Below are 15,156 nucleotides of genomic sequence, written 5' to 3'. Positions count from 1 at the left end.
ACGCTACTCGGCGCTCGGCCCTGGTTCGCCGGGAAGCACGATACGAACAAGCGCTCCCCCACGATCGGATTCGTCGATCGCGATGGTGCCGCCGTGCTTGACGACGACCTGACGCACAATCGCAAGTCCCAGACCCGATCCCGGCATCGAACGTGCCGCGGTCGACCGGTAGAAACGATCGAACACCAACTCCCGATCCTCCTCCGGAATGCCGGGTCCCGCATCACTTACGGTCAATTCCAACAATCCTTGGCCGACCGGACGCATTTCGACGCGTACCTGTTCGCCCTTCGGACTCCATTTCGCAGCGTTGTCGAGGACGTTCAGCACCGCACGCGACAGGCCCGCTTGATCTCCGTAGACGTACCACGGAGTGGTGACCGCTTCGAACTCGATTTCGTTGCGCCTGCGCCGCGCTCGTTCGAGCGCACGCTCGACGACGTCGCTGACGTCTACGCGCTCGTACACGGTTTCGGGCGCGTCTTCGCGGGCCAGATCGACAAGGTCACCGACAAGAGTCGACAGTTCCTCGATCTGCGCGACGACGTCGGCGCGCAGTTCGGCCATGTCCTCGTCGGGAATCTGCGGCGCACCGGGGCGACTGGACGCGATCAGCAATTCCATGTTGGTACGCAACGAAGTCAACGGTGTGCGCAACTCGTGTCCGGCATCCGCGACGAGACGCGACTGGCGCTCGCGGGACTCGGCGAGTGCCCGCAGCATCGTGTTGAAACTCTCTGTCAGGCGCGCCAATTCGTCGCTGCCTGTCACGGGGATCTGCGTCAGATCGTCGGTCCGGGCGACGCGTTCGGTGGCTGCAGTCAGCCTGGCAATGGGCCGTAAACCGGTGCGGCCCACGGTAGTACCCGCCACCGCCGCAAGAATGACACCACACCCACCGACCACGAAGAGAACCCAGGCCAGACGGTCCAGTACCGCAACGGTCGGCGCGAGCCGCTGCCCGATCACCAAAGTGCTTCCGTCATGGGTTCGTTGGGCCAACACGCGCTGGCCGTCGACGGTTCGCAGCGAGGAATCCGATTCGCCCCGCGCAACGGCATCTTCAGCTTCGCCGATCGGCACGTCGGAACCGGGCGGCTGGTACGTGCTCAGATCCGAGAAGATCAGGGCAACACTGATGTCGGTGGTGTAGAGCGTCGCGCCGGAGATGTAGCGAGGATCGAAGCGCACGACATTACTGTCGATGAGCACCGCTGCTCTGGTCCGCAACTGGTGATCGACGTCCGCGTAGAGCGCACGCGAAACCACCGCGTACGCCGCGATCGCCATGACCGCGACGGCAATGGCCACCACCGACGCAGCGAGGAGCGTCACACGCCAACGCAATGACACCGAACGGGTCAGTGGCATCGGCGGGCGCATTTCGACGGACGCTTGGGTGGTGGAGGATTTCTTCGGTTCGGCATTCTTGCCGAACGGAGCGGTGATCACGGAGGCGTCTCCCGCAGGACGTAGCCGACTCCGCGGACGGTGTGGATCAACCTCGGTTCGCCGTCGGCTTCCGTCTTGCGACGCAGGTAGCCGACGTACACCTCGAGCGCATTGCCGGACGTCGGGAAGTCGTACCCCCACACCTCTTCGAGAATGCGTCCACGGGTGAGCACGCGACGCGGGTTGGCCATGAGCATTTCGAGGAGGGAAAACTCGGTGCGGGTCAGGCTGATCGATCGCTCTCCGCGCTTGACCTCACGGGTGACCGGGTCGAGGGTGAGGTCCTCGAAGGCCATCATTTCGGAATCGGCGTCCAGATCGGGCGCGGTGCGACGCAGTAGTGCACGCAACCTGGCAAGCAACTCTTCCAAAGCGAAGGGCTTGGGCAGGTAGTCGTCCGCTCCGGCATCGAGGCCGGCGACTCGCTCGCTGACCGAATCGCGGGCGGTGAGCACGAGGATGGGCAGGTCGTCGCCGGCACTGCGAAGACGACGGCACACTTCGAGTCCGTCGAGTCGCGGCATCATGACGTCGAGCACGACGGCGTCCGGCCGGTTGGCGAGGATCTTCTCGAGTGCGTCGAGCCCGTCGACCGCGAGCTCGACCGTGTAGCCGTTGAAGCTGAGCGACCGCCGAAGCGACTCGCGAACCGCCCGGTCGTCGTCGACCACCAAAATACGCATACCGACAGTTTGGACTGAAGTGCTGAGATGCGGCTGAGAGGGTCCGATTCCGGCCTCCGGCGTGTCGCGGTCAGTCCCGGGTTCGCCTGGGCCCGGGCAGGCTCCAATGACGCCATAACGCAAGCAGTCTGAACACCGCGGCGAACGCCGTGCCGCACACCAGCGCGGCGTTGGTGGACAGTCCGGCTTGCGAGACTGTGACCACCAACGCAGCGCCGAGCAGTGCGGGAACCGCGTACAGGTCTTTGTGCAGGAGCAGCGGTACCTCGTTGACGAGGACGTCGCGGATCACTCCGCCGCCGATCGCCGCGGTCGCACCGATCAATGTCGCCGCCAGCGAACTGGCGTTGTTGTCCAGCGCGATGACGGCGCCGGTACTCGCGAACAAGCCCATCCCCAGCGCGTCGAGCGCCAGGATTTCACGACGCAGTCGATTGAGCGGCTCGTGTAGGTAGAACACGGCGAGTGAGGTGGCGGCGGCCGTTCCGAAGTACGGCCAACTGCTCAGCGAGCTGGGCGGATGGACGCCGAGAAGGACGTCGCGGACGATACCGCCGCCGATGCCGGTGAACACACCCACCGAGCACACCCCGAAGATGTCGAGTCGCTTGGTGACGCCCACCAGGGCACCCGAGGCCGCGAACGCCACGATGCCCACCAGTTCGAGGATCCTCAGCAGCACCGGCCAAGGATCGCACGGTCAGATGCGGCTCGGGTCGATCACCCCGAGTCGAACTGCTTTGACCAGTCGCCGAGGAACCCGGTGGGTCTGGCCGAAGGCCGTGACCTCGACCAGATCGGGCGCCGTCGCCTTCCACTGGGCACGGCGACTGCGGGTGTTGGAACGCGACATCTTCCGCTTGGGAACGGCCATCAGAGTGCCTTGCGCTTTCCGTAGCGACGCTCGAACTTCTCGACGCGTCCGGCGGTGTCCATCACTCGTTGTGCTCCAGTCCAGAACGGGTGCGAGTCGCTCGTGACGTCGACGACCAACAGCGGGTATGTGCCGCCGTCTTCCCATTCGACGGTGCGCTCACTCGTCACGGTCGACCGGGTCAGGAAGCTCTTGCCGGTGCTGGCGTCCTGGAACACCACGGGGTGGTAGTCGGGGTGCATCTGCTTCTTCATTCGTTTCCCTCTCGCGTTGATTCGGTTTCGGCATAAGGTGATTCGGATTCGTCGCACGGGTCTTCGTGGAACTCTCCGAACGGGTCTTCCCAGGTGGTCCACGACGCTTCGTCGGCCAACTCCTCGTCGGTGACCAGGGCGTGCTGCAGCGTTCGGTCGATCTCGAGCGGATTGGCTCCGCACGCCAGAACCACCATCGAGGTATCGCGGTCGCCGAAACGCTCGTCCCATTTCAGGGCCGCGAGCGCACGGCGCTCGGCTGGAACGCGCTCGCGTTGCTGCGGCGTCATCGCGGCCAGCCAGGTGTCCGCGCTGGCAACTCGCAGGCCACCGCCCGCCGATTCGAGCCAGAGCGCTTCGCCCGGTTGAGTCGCCACCCAGACGCGCCCGCGGGAATAGACGACACCTTCGAGCAGGACGTCGATCGCCTCGTGCAGACGCTCGGGGTGGAACGGCCGGTTAGCGGTAAACTCGACGAGCATCACTCCGCCGTCGTCGTCGAGCGGCGGCTGACGACGCAACAGCGGTGAGTGAGCGTCGGCCAGCTCACCGCGTCGCGCATCCGCAGGCACCTCGAGGAGCAGTGCCTCGATGTCGTCTCCCTCATCGAAGACGGGTACGCGCGGAGCAATGCGCGCGAGAACCGCGTTCAAGCGGGACCGCTGCCAGCCGTCGAGTCCATCGGACCCGCGCATTACGAGAGCGTCGGCGAAGTCGACCTGCCCGACGACGACTTGAGCCAGGGTGCGGTCGTCGTCGAGAGCTTCGTCGCCGGTGGCGTCGGCAAGCCAGGTCTGGGCGTCGATGCACGTCACGACGGCGTCGACGCGGCAGTCACGCTGCGCCGGTCCGTCCAATTGGCCGACGACGCCGGTCACGACGACATGCTCGATCGCCCAGCACAGCGCTTCGGGTTCGAGTTGGCGGTCAAGCAGCAAGACGATCCGCTGAACCGAACTGTGCGAGTGAAGGCGACGCAGCAGCGGCAGCAAGTCTTCGCGCAGGGTGCAGGAGACGCAGCCGTGCGCGAGCTCGAGGATCGTCTCGCGTTCGGACACCGTCCCGGCAGACCCGGTGCCCCCGGTCATCGAGGTGACCGTCCGCCGGACCACCCCTTCACGGACGTGGCTCAGGTCGTGGTGAACCAGAACAGTTCCGGTTCGCAGCAACGCTCGTGCGGTGTGTGGAGTGGATTCGCTCATGCCGGCGACCAGGACCAGCGGAGTCCTGCCGTCCAGGATCGTGTTCACAGCGGACCTTTCTGGGAATGATTGTCATTACCGGGGATGAACGCTACATTGATCTCACCGCATTGTCGAAAATGATTGTCATCTGCAAGTTGAAAGGAACACCCATGTCGGCTCACTGCCAAGTGACCGGACGTGTGCCGGGGTTCGGAAAATCCGTCTCGCACTCCCACAAGCGTTCGAATCGTCGCTGGAACCCGAACATCCAGCGCAAGACATACGTATTGCCCAGCGAGGGTCGTCGCATCACGCTCACCCTCTCGACCAAGGGCATCAAGACGATCGACCGCGACGGCATCGAATCCGTCGTCGCCCGGATCCGCGCGCGCGGCGAGAAGGTCTGAGCAGATGGCACGCAACGAGATCCGCCCGATCGTGAAACTCAAGTCCACCGCGGGCACCGGGTACACGTACGTGACCCGCAAGAACCGTCGCAACGACCCCGATCGACTCGTACTGAAGAAGTACGACCCGGTGCTGCGCAAGCACGTCGATTTCCGAGAAGAGAAGTAGGCATGGCCAAGAAGTCGAAGATCGCGAAGAACAACCAGCGACGGGTCGTCGTCGAGCGATACGCGGAGCAGAGGTCGGCACTCAAGGAGACGATCCGCTCCCCGAAAAGCTCACCCGAGGAGCGCGCGAAGGCCCAAGCGACCCTGCAACGTCTACCACGCGACGCCAGTCCGGTACGATTGCGCAATCGAGACGCTGCGGATGGACGTCCGCGCGGCCACCTGCGGAAGTTCGGGCTCTCCCGGATTCGCGTGCGAGAAATGGCGCACCGTGGGGAACTGCCTGGCGTACACAAGTCGAGCTGGTAAGGAAGTCGGATGGCAGTCAAGCGTTCACCGTCGAAGAAGCCACGCCCCGTAGAGGGTCGTAAGCCCAAGAAGAACCCGTTGTTCGCAGCGAAGATCACGCATGTCGATTACAAGGACATCAACTTGCTTCGCACGTTCATCTCGGACCGCGGCAAGATCCGCAGCCGTCGCGTCACGGGCCTGACCCCGCAGCAGCAGCGTCAGGTCGCCGTTGCAGTGAAGAACGCCCGCGAAATGGCGTTGCTCCCCTTCACCGCCGCACGGTAGTCATACGTAGAAGTACCGAAGAGGCCGCGCAGTCACTCGACTGCGCGGCCTTTTCGTTGCCCGGACTAAGATTTCCCGGAGTCGTTCATTCCAGTCGAGAGGTGCCCGCAGCGTGTCGGGAGTTGTTGCGGGTTTCACCGTCATTTTTGTCGTCATCGCGGTCGGGTATCTCCTCGGTCGCCTCGGCACCCTCGGTAGCCAAGGACAGTTCGTTCTCGGTCGGCTCGTCTTCTTCGTCGCGACGCCTGCCCTGCTGTTCACCACGCTCGCGTCGTCCGATCTTTCGGTGATCTTCTCGCCGACGCTCGCGGTCGCGTCGGCCACCGCCTTTGCCGTCGGCGCCTTGTACGTCGTCGTCGCAAAAATCTGGCTCGACCGGCCGCTGCCCGAGCTGACCATCGGCGCACTGTCGGCGTCGTACGTGAATTCGGCCAACCTCGGTATCCCGATCGCGGTGTTCGTGCTCGGCGATGCCACGTTCGTCGCGCCGCTCCTGCTCTTCCAGATCGTCGTGTACTCCCCGATCGCCTTGACGATCCTCGATCTCACGGCATTGCGGGGCGAAGCCGAAAAACTGTCACTGATCGACACTGTCACCGCTCCGTTCAAGAATCCGATCGTGCTCGCGGGCGCTGCGGGGTTGATCGTGGCGTTGATCGGTTGGGTGCCGCCGAGACCCTTGATGCAGCCTTTCGAATTGATCGGCGCCACTTCGGTCCCCGGCGCACTGCTGGCATTCGGGCTCTCGTTGTACGGCGTACGAGTGCTCGAGAAGGGCTCCAGTCCGCGCCGCGACGTCGCGCTTGCGTCGACCCTCAAGATCGTCGTCCAACCAGTGCTGGCTTACCTGATGGCGCACTTCCTACTCGGCATCGACGGCCATCAGTTGTTCGCCATCGTGGTCGTCTCGACGTTGCCGACGGCACAGAACGTCTTCATCTACGCAAGCCGATATCGGCGCGGAATGGTCCTCGCCCGAGACAGCGCCTTTGTCACCACTTTGGCGTCGATACCGGCGATTGCGCTGGTCACGGCGCTACTCGCTTGAGCAGGGTTACGGTGGATTCATGCGTGTACTAACCCTCGCCGTTCTGGCCTGCCTTGCTGTGGCCGGATGCTCCGTCGGGGCCCAGACAACGGGGCCGGTTGCTGCGCCGAATCCGATGGCGGCCAACGAAGCAAGTCCCGCCGACTGGTCGCTCGGAACCCCCGTTCCCGACGAGGTCGACGACAGCGAGATGGGCACGGAGTTCGACAGCCGCACCGACATCGTGGGTGCGACGGCCACCATGTTCGAATCGTGGTCCGAGGTCGACGATCACACGGTGGCAGTCCACTTCGTGACCGGCACTCCGGAGTGCTACGGCGCGTACGCAACCGTCGAAGAGACTGATACGACGGTGATCGTCACGCTCCGAACCGGAGCATTGCCGGAGGCCGCGGACAAGATGTGCATCTTGGTTGCCGTGTTCGGCAGCCTGGACGTTCCGCTGAGCCGACCGCTCGGCGATCGCCACGTCATCAACGGCTAGCCGCGCCTAAACGGCACAAGATCAACGATCGAACACTCCGTTTCGTCAGGTGTGGTGTGCGTCTCGTCGGGACAGACTGAAAACCGACACCCGTGCACTCGCTCGTCGGCAGCTTTCGACTCGAGCGGTGCTCAACATGAAGGAGCTCGCAAGTGCCTACTCTCCAGAGAGACGTTGCAATCGTCGGCGCCGGCCCCTCTGGCCTGGCAGCTGCAACCGCGCTGCGCAAGGCCGGCTTGACCGTCGCTGTGATCGAAGCGCGCGACCGCGTCGGCGGCCGCACGTGGACCGACACCATCGACGGAGCAGTTCTGGAAATCGGCGGCCAGTGGGTCTCCCCCGACCAGACCGCGCTGATCTCCTTGCTCGACGAACTCGGCCTGAAAACTTTCGAGCGCTACCGCGAGGGCGAGTCCGTCTACATCTCGTCGGCAGGTGAGCGGACGCAGTACACGGGTGATTCCTTCCCCACGAACGACACCACGAAGAAGGAGATGGACCGTCTCATCGACGAGATGGACGATCTCGCAGCACAGATCGGCGCCGAGGAACCGTGGGCACATCCCCTCGCCCGCGATCTCGACACAGTCTCCTTCAAGCAGTGGCTGATCAATCAGTCCGACGACGCCGAGGCACGTGACAACATCGGCCTCTTCATCGCCGGTGGCATGCTCACCAAGCCCGCCCACTCGTTCTCTGCCCTGCAGGCCGTACTCATGGCCGCTTCCGCAGGCTCGTTCTCCCACCTCGTCGACGAGGACTTCATCCTCGACAAGCGAGTGATCGGCGGAATGCAGCAGGTATCGATCCGCATGGCGGAGGCCCTCGGTGACGACGTCTTCCTCAACGCACCCGTGCGAACGGTGAAGTGGAACGAATCCGGTGCAACGGTGTTGGCGGACGGCGATGTTCGCGTCGAGGCAAGCCGAGTGATCCTGGCCGTACCGCCCAACCTCTACTCCCGGATCTCGTACGATCCCCCGCTGCCGCGTCGTCAGCACCAGATGCACCAGCACCAGTCCCTCGGCCTCGTCATCAAGGTGCACGCGGTGTACGAGACGCCTTTCTGGCGCGAAGACGGCCTCTCCGGCACCGGCTTCGGCGCGTCCGAGGTAGTACAGGAGGTGTACGACAACACCAACCACGAGGACGATCGCGGCACACTGGTCGCTTTCGTCTCCGACGAGAAGGCCGACGCGATGTTCGAGCTTTCCGTCGAGGAGCGTAAGGCCACGATTCTGGCCTCACTTGCCCGCTACCTGGGCCCGAAGGCCGAAGAACCGGTTGTGTACTACGAATCCGACTGGGGCTCGGAGGAATGGACCCGCGGTGCGTACGCGGCCAGCTTCGACCTCGGTGGCCTGCACCGATACGGCGCGGATTCCCGCACACCCGTCGGCCCGATCCACTTCTCGTGCTCCGACATCGCGGCCGAGGGGTACCAGCACGTCGACGGTGCTGTTCGGATGGGGCAGCGAACCGCCGCCGACATCATCGCCCGCAGCAAGGCCTGACGGCCACTTTGCCAAGTCTCGATCATTGCCCGGCAGTCACGACTGCCGGGCAATGATCGAGAGCAGCAGTTCCGCACGAACTCTCGCTACCTCGAGTCGACAGTCGATCAAGCTCTCCACCTTCGCCATTCGGCTTCGCAGCGTGTGCCGGTGGACGCCCATCGTGATGGCTGCCGCTTCCCAGTGCCCGTTGGCCTCGAGAAATGCCCGCAGCGACGCCAGCAGTTCGGTGCCGTTGTCACGGTCATAGTCCTCGATCGGCGTGATCATCGTTTCCGCCAGCGTGTTGAGCACTTCACGCGTCGAATCGAAAGACAGCAGCACACTTCCGGTCAGCGCCGCGAATTCCAAAGGCTCGGCGCCGATTTCCGCGGCAGACGCACACAGCTGAGACTGCTCGACGGCGACCGCCAGCGCAGCGACCACCCGTCGCGCGCTCAAGCCGACTCGAAGCGCGCGAAGATCCGACCTCGATACCCCACCCAGTAGCTCTCGGGCGAACTGGACGTCGTCGGTTCCACGCAGCAGCACCGTGACGCGAGTGTCGTTGATCCGCGAGAACAACTGCCGCCCTGCCTTGTTCATGAACTCGGCAATCTCGACTCCGACGCGTCCCGCTACGTCGGACGTGTCGGCAAGAACTGTCAACCCTCGGATCATTCCCTCGCCGTCGGCGGCTTGCCGGATCTGTTGCCACGCCGGCGCCGGGTCACGGTCTTCGGTGAGCAGCAATCCGAGGGCATGCGAATTCAACTGATCCTGAGTGGCGCGCAGGCGCGCAGGTTTCTCGAAGTCCAACGCCAGCAACGAGTTCGCGTGACCGAGCAGTATCTGATCGACGTAGCTCAGCGCCGAAGCGCTGATCACCGCCAGGTATCCGTACGGCGTTCGCCCGACGCTGATCTGCTGCACCGCGATCGACGCTCCAGACCTTGCAAGCGTCACGCTGCTGGATGCGCCGCCCCCGAGAGTTGCTCGCAGTTCGTCGATCACGTCGTCCGTCGGCAGTTGAGGTGAGCTCTCGAGAACTCGTCCGGCGACGTCGAGAAGAAGCACCGTCGCCGAGGTTGCGATCGCCAGTTCACGCACGGTTGCGGCAGTTCCGCCGGAAATGACGGCACGCGTCATCCGCGGTTGCGCCCGCGACGCCCGGAGGACAGCTTCATATTCCTGCTCTGCCAACCGGCTCATAACGCGCTTGACGACGGCAGCAAACGGCGTCGGCAGCGGCACCTCGATCAGCGGGAGTCCGATCTCGTCGGCGACGGCCACCAGATCGGCCGGGACCTCGGGGTACGACAGCCCGGTTCCGAATCCCACCGCGGCCACACCCGCCGCATCGAGCATCCGGAGATAGCGGCCGCGCTTTTGCTGAGTGGACGGCAATCGGATGCCGGTGGTGAGGATGAATTCGCCGCCGGTCAACCATCGAAACGGGTCGAGCAGCTCCGTGGCGTGCGCAAATGTGATTTCGCGACCGACACCCTGCGCCCCACCTTTGAGTTCCAGCGCGAGATCCGGCTGCGCCAACATCCACCGCACAGCGATCGTCATGGGCAGGACTGTACAACTCGGCGCGTCGGGGATCAAAGATTTCACCCTTTTTGGCAGCTGCCTTTACTTGTGAGTCAGCGCACACTTGCTCACACACGCCCCACAAAGTGCGAGTTCCGTGCTGATCACCTCGGCCGGAACTCGTTCGACCTCGAGAGGAACCGGTACCGATGTCGATCGTCGTACTCGAGAACTACATCAACGGTGAATTCGTCGCCTCGGCCGCGACGGAAACACTCGACCTGATCAACCCCGTGGACGAGAGTGTGGTCGGGCGTACGCCGGTCTCCACCAAGGAAGACGTCGACGCCGCCGTCGCAGCAGCACAGCGCGCATTCGAGACCTGGGGTAAGACGACACCAAGCGTGCGGCAGGCCGCACTCCTCAAACTCGCCGACGCCATCGAAGCGCACAGCGACGAAATCGTCGCAGCCGAAAGCGCCAACACCGGCCAGGCCCACCAGATGATCGCCGACGAAGAGGTCAAGGTCGGAGCCGATCAGATGCGGTTCTTCGCCGGAGCCGCACGACTTCTCGAGGGCAAGGCGGCCGGAGAGTACATGGAGGGTTTCACCTCCTACGTCCGTCGTGAGCCGATCGGCGTCGTCGGTCAGGTCACTCCGTGGAACTACCCGTTCATGATGGCGCTGTGGAAGATCGGGCCCGCCCTTGCAGCCGGCAACACGATCGTCCTCAAGCCCAGCGACACCACACCGGGCAGCACGCTGGTCCTGGCGAAGCTCTCGAAGGGCATCCTGCCGGACGGCGTGTTCAACGTCGTGCTCGGCAACGGCGGAACCGGCGCGACGTTGGTGGAGAACCCGGCCCTCGGTCTCGTCTCGATCACCGGTTCGGTGCGGGCGGGCATCGCTGTCGCCGTGTCCGCAGCGCAGCAACTCAAGCGCGCGCACCTCGAACTGGGCGGCAAAGCGCCGGCGATCGTCTTCGGCGACGTCGACATCGAGAAGACCGCCACCGGCATCGCAGAGGCAGCGTTCTTCAACGGTGGCCAGGATTGCACCGCGGCCACTCGCGTGATCGTTCACGAGTCCATCCACGATCAGCTCGTCGAAGCCCTCGTCCGGAACGCCGAGAAGCTGCGCCCCGGCGCTCCTTCCGATCCTGATGCCTTCTACGGCCCGCTCAACAACATCAACCACTTCAACGCCGTGAGCGACAAGATCGCGAACCTGCCGGCGTCGGCCAAGATCGTTACCGGCGGAAAGCGTTCGGGCGAAACCGGATTCTTCTTCGAGCCGACCGTCATCACCGGCGTCGCGCAATCGGACGACATCGTGCAGGAAGAGACTTTCGGTCCCATCCTCACCGTCCAGAGCTTCTCCGACGAGAAGGAGGCGATCACGCTTGCCAACGACGTTCGGTTCGGCCTGGCCTCGAGCATCTGGACCAAGGATCACGGTGTCACGCAACGCGTCTCCGCCGCTCTCGACTTCGGTGCGGTGTGGATCAACTGCCACATCCCGCTCGTTGCCGAGATGCCGCACGGCGGCTTCAAGTACTCCGGCTACGGCAAAGATCTCTCGGCATACGGAGTCGAGGACTACACCCGCCTCAAGCACGTCATGAGTTCGCACGACTGAGTCGCCACCCCTCCTGCTGTGCGCCCTTTTTAACACCCCCCCGGTAAAAAAAGCGCCCACCAGAATCCACCAAACACCCAGAGCGCCCCCCACCGCCATATAGTAGGGAAACCCCCGCCTCAAGCACGTCATGTGTACGAACGATTGTGTCCCCACCCCACGTGCGGTGCGCCTTTATAACCCCCCCGGGTTTAATAACGGCGCACAGCAGATTCCTCCAATCCGGAAGAGAGCCACCATGCGCCTTATCGTCGGATACCTCGCCACACCCAGCGGTAAAGACGGGCTGGTCCTCGGGGCCCAGCTCGCGCGCAGTCTCGGCGCGCAACTCGACATCTGCATGGTCCTCCCGCCGGATCGGACACTGCCGGCCAAGGTTCCCTCGGAAGCCGGCTACGACGACATTCTCGCCGCACGTGCACACGACTGGCTCGCCGAGGCGAAAGCATCGGTGCCCGAGGACATCCAGGTGGAAGTACACCTGAGCTTCCACGAGTCGTTTGCTCAGGGCCTGCTCGACGAGGTTGACCGATTGAGCGCGCTGGCGATCGTGGTGGGAGCTTCCGGCGACGGTCTGCTCGGCCGTCACGCGATAGGTTCGGTCTCGACCGAACTACTGCACTCCGCCCACGTCCCGGTAGCACTGGCTCCTCGCGGAACGCGGCACTCGTCGGCTACCGCAATACGAGAGGTCACCTGCGCGCTCGGCACCCGCGTCGGCGCCGACGTCGTCTTGAACACCGCCGTACGTACCAGCGAACTGATGCAGGTTCCGCTGCGACTGGTCTCGCTCGTGGCACTCGACCCCCAGAACGATCTGCGCGATCACCGCGACACCGCCGAGTCCGCCAGGGAACGTGCACGAAACCACGCTCAGGACACGCTTGACATCGCAAGAGCGGCGCTCCCCGCCGAGTTCCCCATCGAGGTCATCATCGCCGACGGTTCAACGGTGGAATCCGCAGTGCGTCAACTGGACTGGCAGGACGGCGACCTCGTGATGGTCGGTTCCAGCCGTCTCGCGCAGCCCCGCAAACTTTTCCTGGGCTCCACCGCCGCCAAGATGCTGCGCGTGCTGCCCGTTCCCATGGTCGTAGTGCCCAAGCACGAATTCACCCAGCCGGAGGCACTGTCATGACCAGCACCGAACTGAGTTCCAAAGGACTCGCTACCGGCAAGATCGGCATGATCTCAGGCGCCGTACTCGGAATCTCCTCCGTGGCACCGGGTTACACCCTGACTGCCAGTATCGGATTGATCGTCGCCGCGGTCGGCCTCAAGATGCCCGCCATCTTCATCGCCGGCTTCATCCCGATGTTCCTCACCGCGTACGCGTACCGCGAATTGAACTCCGACACACCTGACTGCGGCGCGTCATTCACGTGGTCCACCAAGGCATTCGGGCCGTACGTCGGTTGGATGTGCGGCTGGGGCATGGTCATCGCCACCATCATCGTGCTCTCGAACCTTGCTGCCATTGCCGTCGACTTCTTCTATCTGTTCATCGCGCGAGTGGTCGACAATCCGTCGATCGCCGATCTGCCGGGCAACAAATTTGTCAATGTCGGCACCACACTCGTCTTCATCGCCCTGGCCACCTGGATAGCGAGTAGAGGAATCACTACCAGCGAGCGGGTACAGTTCGCGCTCGTCGGCTTCCAGATGGTGCTGCTGGTCGTCTTCGCCGTCGTTGCACTGGTTCACGTTGGCGCCGGCGATGCCCCGGCCGGATTGTCCTTCGACCTGAGTTGGTTCAACCCGTTCAGCGGACTCGCCATCGGTGCGTTTGTCATCGGACTCACCGGATCGATCTTCGCGTTCTGGGGCTGGGATACCTGTCTCACGCTGGGCGAGGAGTCGAAGAACCCCAAGAAGACCCCGGGCCGCGCCGGTTTGCTCTGTGTCGCAACCATTCTCCTGACCTACCTGCTGGTCGCCGTTGCCGCGATGATGTACGCCGGCGTCGGTGAGGAAGGCCTCGGCCTCGGCAATCCCGACAACTCCGAGAACGTCTTCGGCGCTCTGGCCGACCCGGTCCTGGGCAACTGGGGCGGAATGCTCCTCTTCCTCGCTGTCTTCGTGTCTTCCGTTGCGAGCCTGCAGACCACGTTCCTGCCCGCCGCCCGAACCATGCTCGCCATGGGCGCATACGGAGCTTTCCCCAAGAAGCTCGCCGAGGTCTCGCCTCGGTTCCTGGTGCCGTCGTACGCCACCGTCGTGGCCGGCGCGGTGACGGCAGTGTTCTACAGCGTCGTCACGTTCCTCTCCGAAAGTGCGCTGCTCGACACAATCGCCGCCCTCGGTATCATGATCTGCTGGTACTACGGCATCACGGCATTCGCGTGCGTGTGGTACTTCCGCAAGACGCTCTTCGAAAGCGTACGAAACTTCGTCTTCCGGCTCGCGTTCCCACTCATCGGTGGTCTCATGCTGCTTGCGGTGTTCGTCATTTCGGTTCAGGAGAGTATGAATCCGGACAACGCCAGCGGAGCATCCATCGGCGGAATCGGCCTGGTCTTCTTCCTCGGCTTCGGAATCCTCATCCTCGGCGCGGTACTGATGATGGTCATGCGAGTGCGCAATCCCGAGTTCTTCGAGGGCAAAACCCTCAACCGCGACACAGAGGCTCTGCGCGACGAGAACGACCTCAGCGTGTCTTAGGAGACAGTAGGTTCGGGGGCCTGAGCGATCAGGCCCGCCATCAATACGCGCAAGCCGAATTCGAAGGCGGCGTCGGCACGTTCGGGATTTTTCCCGGATGTTGCCAACGCCGCCTTCATCGCGTCGTTGGCCTCGGGCCCCGATGCCCACTGGACATCCGGCGCCGCCAGATCCAACGCCGAACCGAGAACAAAACTGTCGACGGTTGTGATTGCGTGCAGCGTTTGAGCCGGGTCGAAGCCACCATCGGCGAATGCCTGCGCCAACGCGTTGTACAGGGTGAACGCCACACCGGCCTGCACCGTCTGGGCGGTGAAGAGCGGAATCAGGCGAGGATGTGCTGCGTAGCTTCGCCGGTACTCGGCTGCCAGCGCAGAGACGGTCTCGCTCCAGGATCCCGAGGCCGACTCCACGTCGATTCCCGCCATCAGCTGAGCCCTCATCAGTTCGACGATCTCGGCCCGTCCGGAAACGTGGTTGTAGAGCGACGACGGTCGCACCTTCAGTCGTGCGGCGAGTCCCGGCATGGTGAAGTCGCCGGATTCGTCCACCGACTCGATCGCTGCCTCGGTGATGATCGCCGGTGAGAGCAGTCGTTGCGATGGCCGCGGCATATGTCCTCCTGTAGTGATTCACACCGTTCGGGGCGCCGCAAAAAACAATTCCTCGAAAGTCCTTGATCAATCAGCGCTCACC

18 protein-coding genes are annotated in these 15,156 nt (G+C 63.7%); 10 read left to right on the top strand and 8 right to left on the bottom strand.

Annotated features, from left to right (window positions below; genetic code table 11):
- Positions 1-3: 3 nt before the first annotated feature.
- From R4P70_RS07975 to mrf, 6 genes are all read right to left on the bottom strand, one after another.
- On the bottom strand, positions 4-1,383 hold the full coding sequence (locus R4P70_RS07975; protein ID WP_020908630.1) for a sensor histidine kinase: 1,380 nt from the start codon (positions 1,381-1,383) through the stop codon (positions 4-6).
- A 65-nt stretch (positions 1,384-1,448) separates the two neighbouring features.
- Positions 1,449-2,135 carry a response regulator transcription factor gene (locus R4P70_RS07970; RefSeq protein ID WP_003946387.1) on the bottom strand — a complete coding sequence of 229 codons (687 nt, stop codon included), beginning with the start codon at positions 2,133-2,135 and terminating at the stop codon, positions 1,449-1,451.
- 70 nt (positions 2,136-2,205) lie between these two features.
- Complete coding sequence (locus R4P70_RS07965; protein ID WP_003946409.1) at positions 2,206-2,817, bottom strand: trimeric intracellular cation channel family protein; 612 nt, start codon at positions 2,815-2,817, stop codon at positions 2,206-2,208.
- An 18-nt stretch (positions 2,818-2,835) separates the two neighbouring features.
- The gene (rpmF, locus tag R4P70_RS07960; protein WP_007727540.1) at positions 2,836-3,009 is read right to left on the bottom strand and encodes a 50S ribosomal protein L32; all 174 of its coding nucleotides are present in this window, start codon (positions 3,007-3,009) and stop codon (positions 2,836-2,838) included.
- On the bottom strand, positions 3,009-3,263 hold the full coding sequence (locus R4P70_RS07955) for a type B 50S ribosomal protein L31 (RefSeq protein ID WP_003946367.1): 255 nt from the start codon (positions 3,261-3,263) through the stop codon (positions 3,009-3,011). The genes rpmF and R4P70_RS07955 overlap by 1 nt, the downstream gene beginning before the upstream one ends.
- Entirely contained in the window at positions 3,260-4,513 is a 1,254-nt protein-coding gene (gene mrf / locus R4P70_RS07950; protein WP_279163661.1) for a ribosome hibernation factor-recruiting GTPase MRF, read from the bottom strand. Before mrf ends, R4P70_RS07955 begins: the two co-directional genes overlap by 4 nt.
- A gap of 104 nt (positions 4,514-4,617) precedes the next feature.
- Here mrf and rpmB point away from each other — a divergent pair, with 104 nt between their 5' ends.
- The 7 genes from rpmB (at position 4,618) to R4P70_RS07915 (ending at position 8,644) form a co-directional block, all read left to right on the top strand.
- Positions 4,618-4,854, top strand: coding sequence for a 50S ribosomal protein L28 (rpmB, locus tag R4P70_RS07945; protein ID WP_020908631.1), 237 nt, complete (start codon positions 4,618-4,620; stop codon positions 4,852-4,854).
- A 4-nt stretch (positions 4,855-4,858) separates the two neighbouring features.
- Positions 4,859-5,023, top strand: a complete 165-nt coding sequence (rpmG, locus tag R4P70_RS07940; RefSeq protein ID WP_003946358.1) for a 50S ribosomal protein L33 — start codon at positions 4,859-4,861, stop codon at positions 5,021-5,023.
- A 2-nt stretch (positions 5,024-5,025) separates the two neighbouring features.
- Complete coding sequence (gene rpsN / locus R4P70_RS07935; RefSeq protein WP_095971064.1) at positions 5,026-5,331, top strand: 30S ribosomal protein S14; 306 nt, start codon at positions 5,026-5,028, stop codon at positions 5,329-5,331.
- A gap of 9 nt (positions 5,332-5,340) precedes the next feature.
- On the top strand, positions 5,341-5,598 hold the full coding sequence (rpsR, locus tag R4P70_RS07930) for a 30S ribosomal protein S18 (protein ID WP_003946414.1): 258 nt from the start codon (positions 5,341-5,343) through the stop codon (positions 5,596-5,598).
- A gap of 112 nt (positions 5,599-5,710) precedes the next feature.
- Positions 5,711-6,646: an AEC family transporter gene (locus R4P70_RS07925; protein WP_029255926.1), complete on the top strand. Its 936-nt coding sequence runs from the start codon at positions 5,711-5,713 to the stop codon at positions 6,644-6,646.
- Between the two features lie 19 nt (positions 6,647-6,665).
- Positions 6,666-7,130: a hypothetical protein gene (locus tag R4P70_RS07920; protein ID WP_007727550.1), complete on the top strand. Its 465-nt coding sequence runs from the start codon at positions 6,666-6,668 to the stop codon at positions 7,128-7,130.
- Between the two features lie 152 nt (positions 7,131-7,282).
- Complete coding sequence (locus R4P70_RS07915) at positions 7,283-8,644, top strand: flavin monoamine oxidase family protein (protein WP_007727552.1); 1,362 nt, start codon at positions 7,283-7,285, stop codon at positions 8,642-8,644.
- 36 nt (positions 8,645-8,680) lie between these two features.
- Here R4P70_RS07915 and R4P70_RS07910 read toward each other — a convergent pair whose 3' ends face one another.
- A complete protein-coding gene (locus R4P70_RS07910) occupies positions 8,681-10,198 on the bottom strand; it encodes a PucR family transcriptional regulator (protein ID WP_317830637.1) in 1,518 nt (505 codons plus the stop codon).
- A gap of 170 nt (positions 10,199-10,368) precedes the next feature.
- Here R4P70_RS07910 and R4P70_RS07905 point away from each other — a divergent pair, with 170 nt between their 5' ends.
- The 3 genes from R4P70_RS07905 to R4P70_RS07895 all read left to right on the top strand — a co-directional run bounded on the left by R4P70_RS07905 (position 10,369) and on the right by R4P70_RS07895 (position 14,460).
- Positions 10,369-11,799 (top strand): gamma-aminobutyraldehyde dehydrogenase, encoded by a 1,431-nt coding sequence (locus R4P70_RS07905; RefSeq protein ID WP_134999531.1) that lies wholly within the window; start codon positions 10,369-10,371, stop codon positions 11,797-11,799.
- Between the two features lie 238 nt (positions 11,800-12,037).
- Positions 12,038-12,937 (top strand): universal stress protein, encoded by a 900-nt coding sequence (locus R4P70_RS07900; RefSeq protein ID WP_019744740.1) that lies wholly within the window; start codon positions 12,038-12,040, stop codon positions 12,935-12,937.
- Positions 12,934-14,460, top strand: coding sequence for an APC family permease (locus R4P70_RS07895; protein WP_007727566.1), 1,527 nt, complete (start codon positions 12,934-12,936; stop codon positions 14,458-14,460). The genes R4P70_RS07900 and R4P70_RS07895 overlap by 4 nt, the downstream gene beginning before the upstream one ends.
- Here the strand turns inward: R4P70_RS07895 and R4P70_RS07890 are convergent.
- Positions 14,457-15,074 (bottom strand): TetR/AcrR family transcriptional regulator C-terminal domain-containing protein, encoded by a 618-nt coding sequence (locus R4P70_RS07890; RefSeq protein ID WP_019744741.1) that lies wholly within the window; start codon positions 15,072-15,074, stop codon positions 14,457-14,459. The genes R4P70_RS07895 and R4P70_RS07890 overlap by 4 nt on opposite strands.
- Between the last annotated feature and the right edge of the window lie 82 nt (positions 15,075-15,156).

The sequence above is a fragment of the Rhodococcus sp. IEGM 1241 genome (assembly GCF_033142365.1).
In the GTDB taxonomy this organism is placed as follows: Bacteria; Actinomycetota; Actinomycetes; order Mycobacteriales; family Mycobacteriaceae; genus Rhodococcus_F; species Rhodococcus_F erythropolis.
Note: the sequence above shows the minus strand (reverse complement) of the source record. Positions and strands in the feature narration are given on the sequence as shown.

Excerpts from the sequence above, each read along its gene's own strand:
- R4P70_RS07975 (WP_020908630.1), bottom strand. The coding sequence starts at position 1,383 with ATGCGCCCGCCGATGCCACTGACCCGTTCGGTGTCATTGCGTTGGCGT.
- R4P70_RS07970 (WP_003946387.1), bottom strand. The coding sequence starts at position 2,135 with ATGCGTATTTTGGTGGTCGACGACGACCGGGCGGTTCGCGAGTCGCTT.
- rpmF (WP_007727540.1), bottom strand. The coding sequence starts at position 3,009 with ATGGCCGTTCCCAAGCGGAAGATGTCGCGTTCCAACACCCGCAGTCGC.
- R4P70_RS07955 (WP_003946367.1), bottom strand. The coding sequence starts at position 3,263 with ATGAAGAAGCAGATGCACCCCGACTACCACCCCGTGGTGTTCCAGGAC.
- rpmB (WP_020908631.1), top strand. The coding sequence starts at position 4,618 with ATGTCGGCTCACTGCCAAGTGACCGGACGTGTGCCGGGGTTCGGAAAA.
- rpmG (WP_003946358.1), top strand. The coding sequence starts at position 4,859 with ATGGCACGCAACGAGATCCGCCCGATCGTGAAACTCAAGTCCACCGCG.
- rpsN (WP_095971064.1), top strand. The coding sequence starts at position 5,026 with ATGGCCAAGAAGTCGAAGATCGCGAAGAACAACCAGCGACGGGTCGTC.
- rpsR (WP_003946414.1), top strand. The coding sequence starts at position 5,341 with ATGGCAGTCAAGCGTTCACCGTCGAAGAAGCCACGCCCCGTAGAGGGT.
- R4P70_RS07920 (WP_007727550.1), top strand. The coding sequence starts at position 6,666 with ATGCGTGTACTAACCCTCGCCGTTCTGGCCTGCCTTGCTGTGGCCGGA.
- R4P70_RS07910 (WP_317830637.1), bottom strand. The coding sequence starts at position 10,198 with ATGACGATCGCTGTGCGGTGGATGTTGGCGCAGCCGGATCTCGCGCTG.
- R4P70_RS07905 (WP_134999531.1), top strand. The coding sequence starts at position 10,369 with ATGTCGATCGTCGTACTCGAGAACTACATCAACGGTGAATTCGTCGCC.
- R4P70_RS07900 (WP_019744740.1), top strand. The coding sequence starts at position 12,038 with ATGCGCCTTATCGTCGGATACCTCGCCACACCCAGCGGTAAAGACGGG.
- R4P70_RS07895 (WP_007727566.1), top strand. The coding sequence starts at position 12,934 with ATGACCAGCACCGAACTGAGTTCCAAAGGACTCGCTACCGGCAAGATC.
- R4P70_RS07890 (WP_019744741.1), bottom strand. The coding sequence starts at position 15,074 with ATGCCGCGGCCATCGCAACGACTGCTCTCACCGGCGATCATCACCGAG.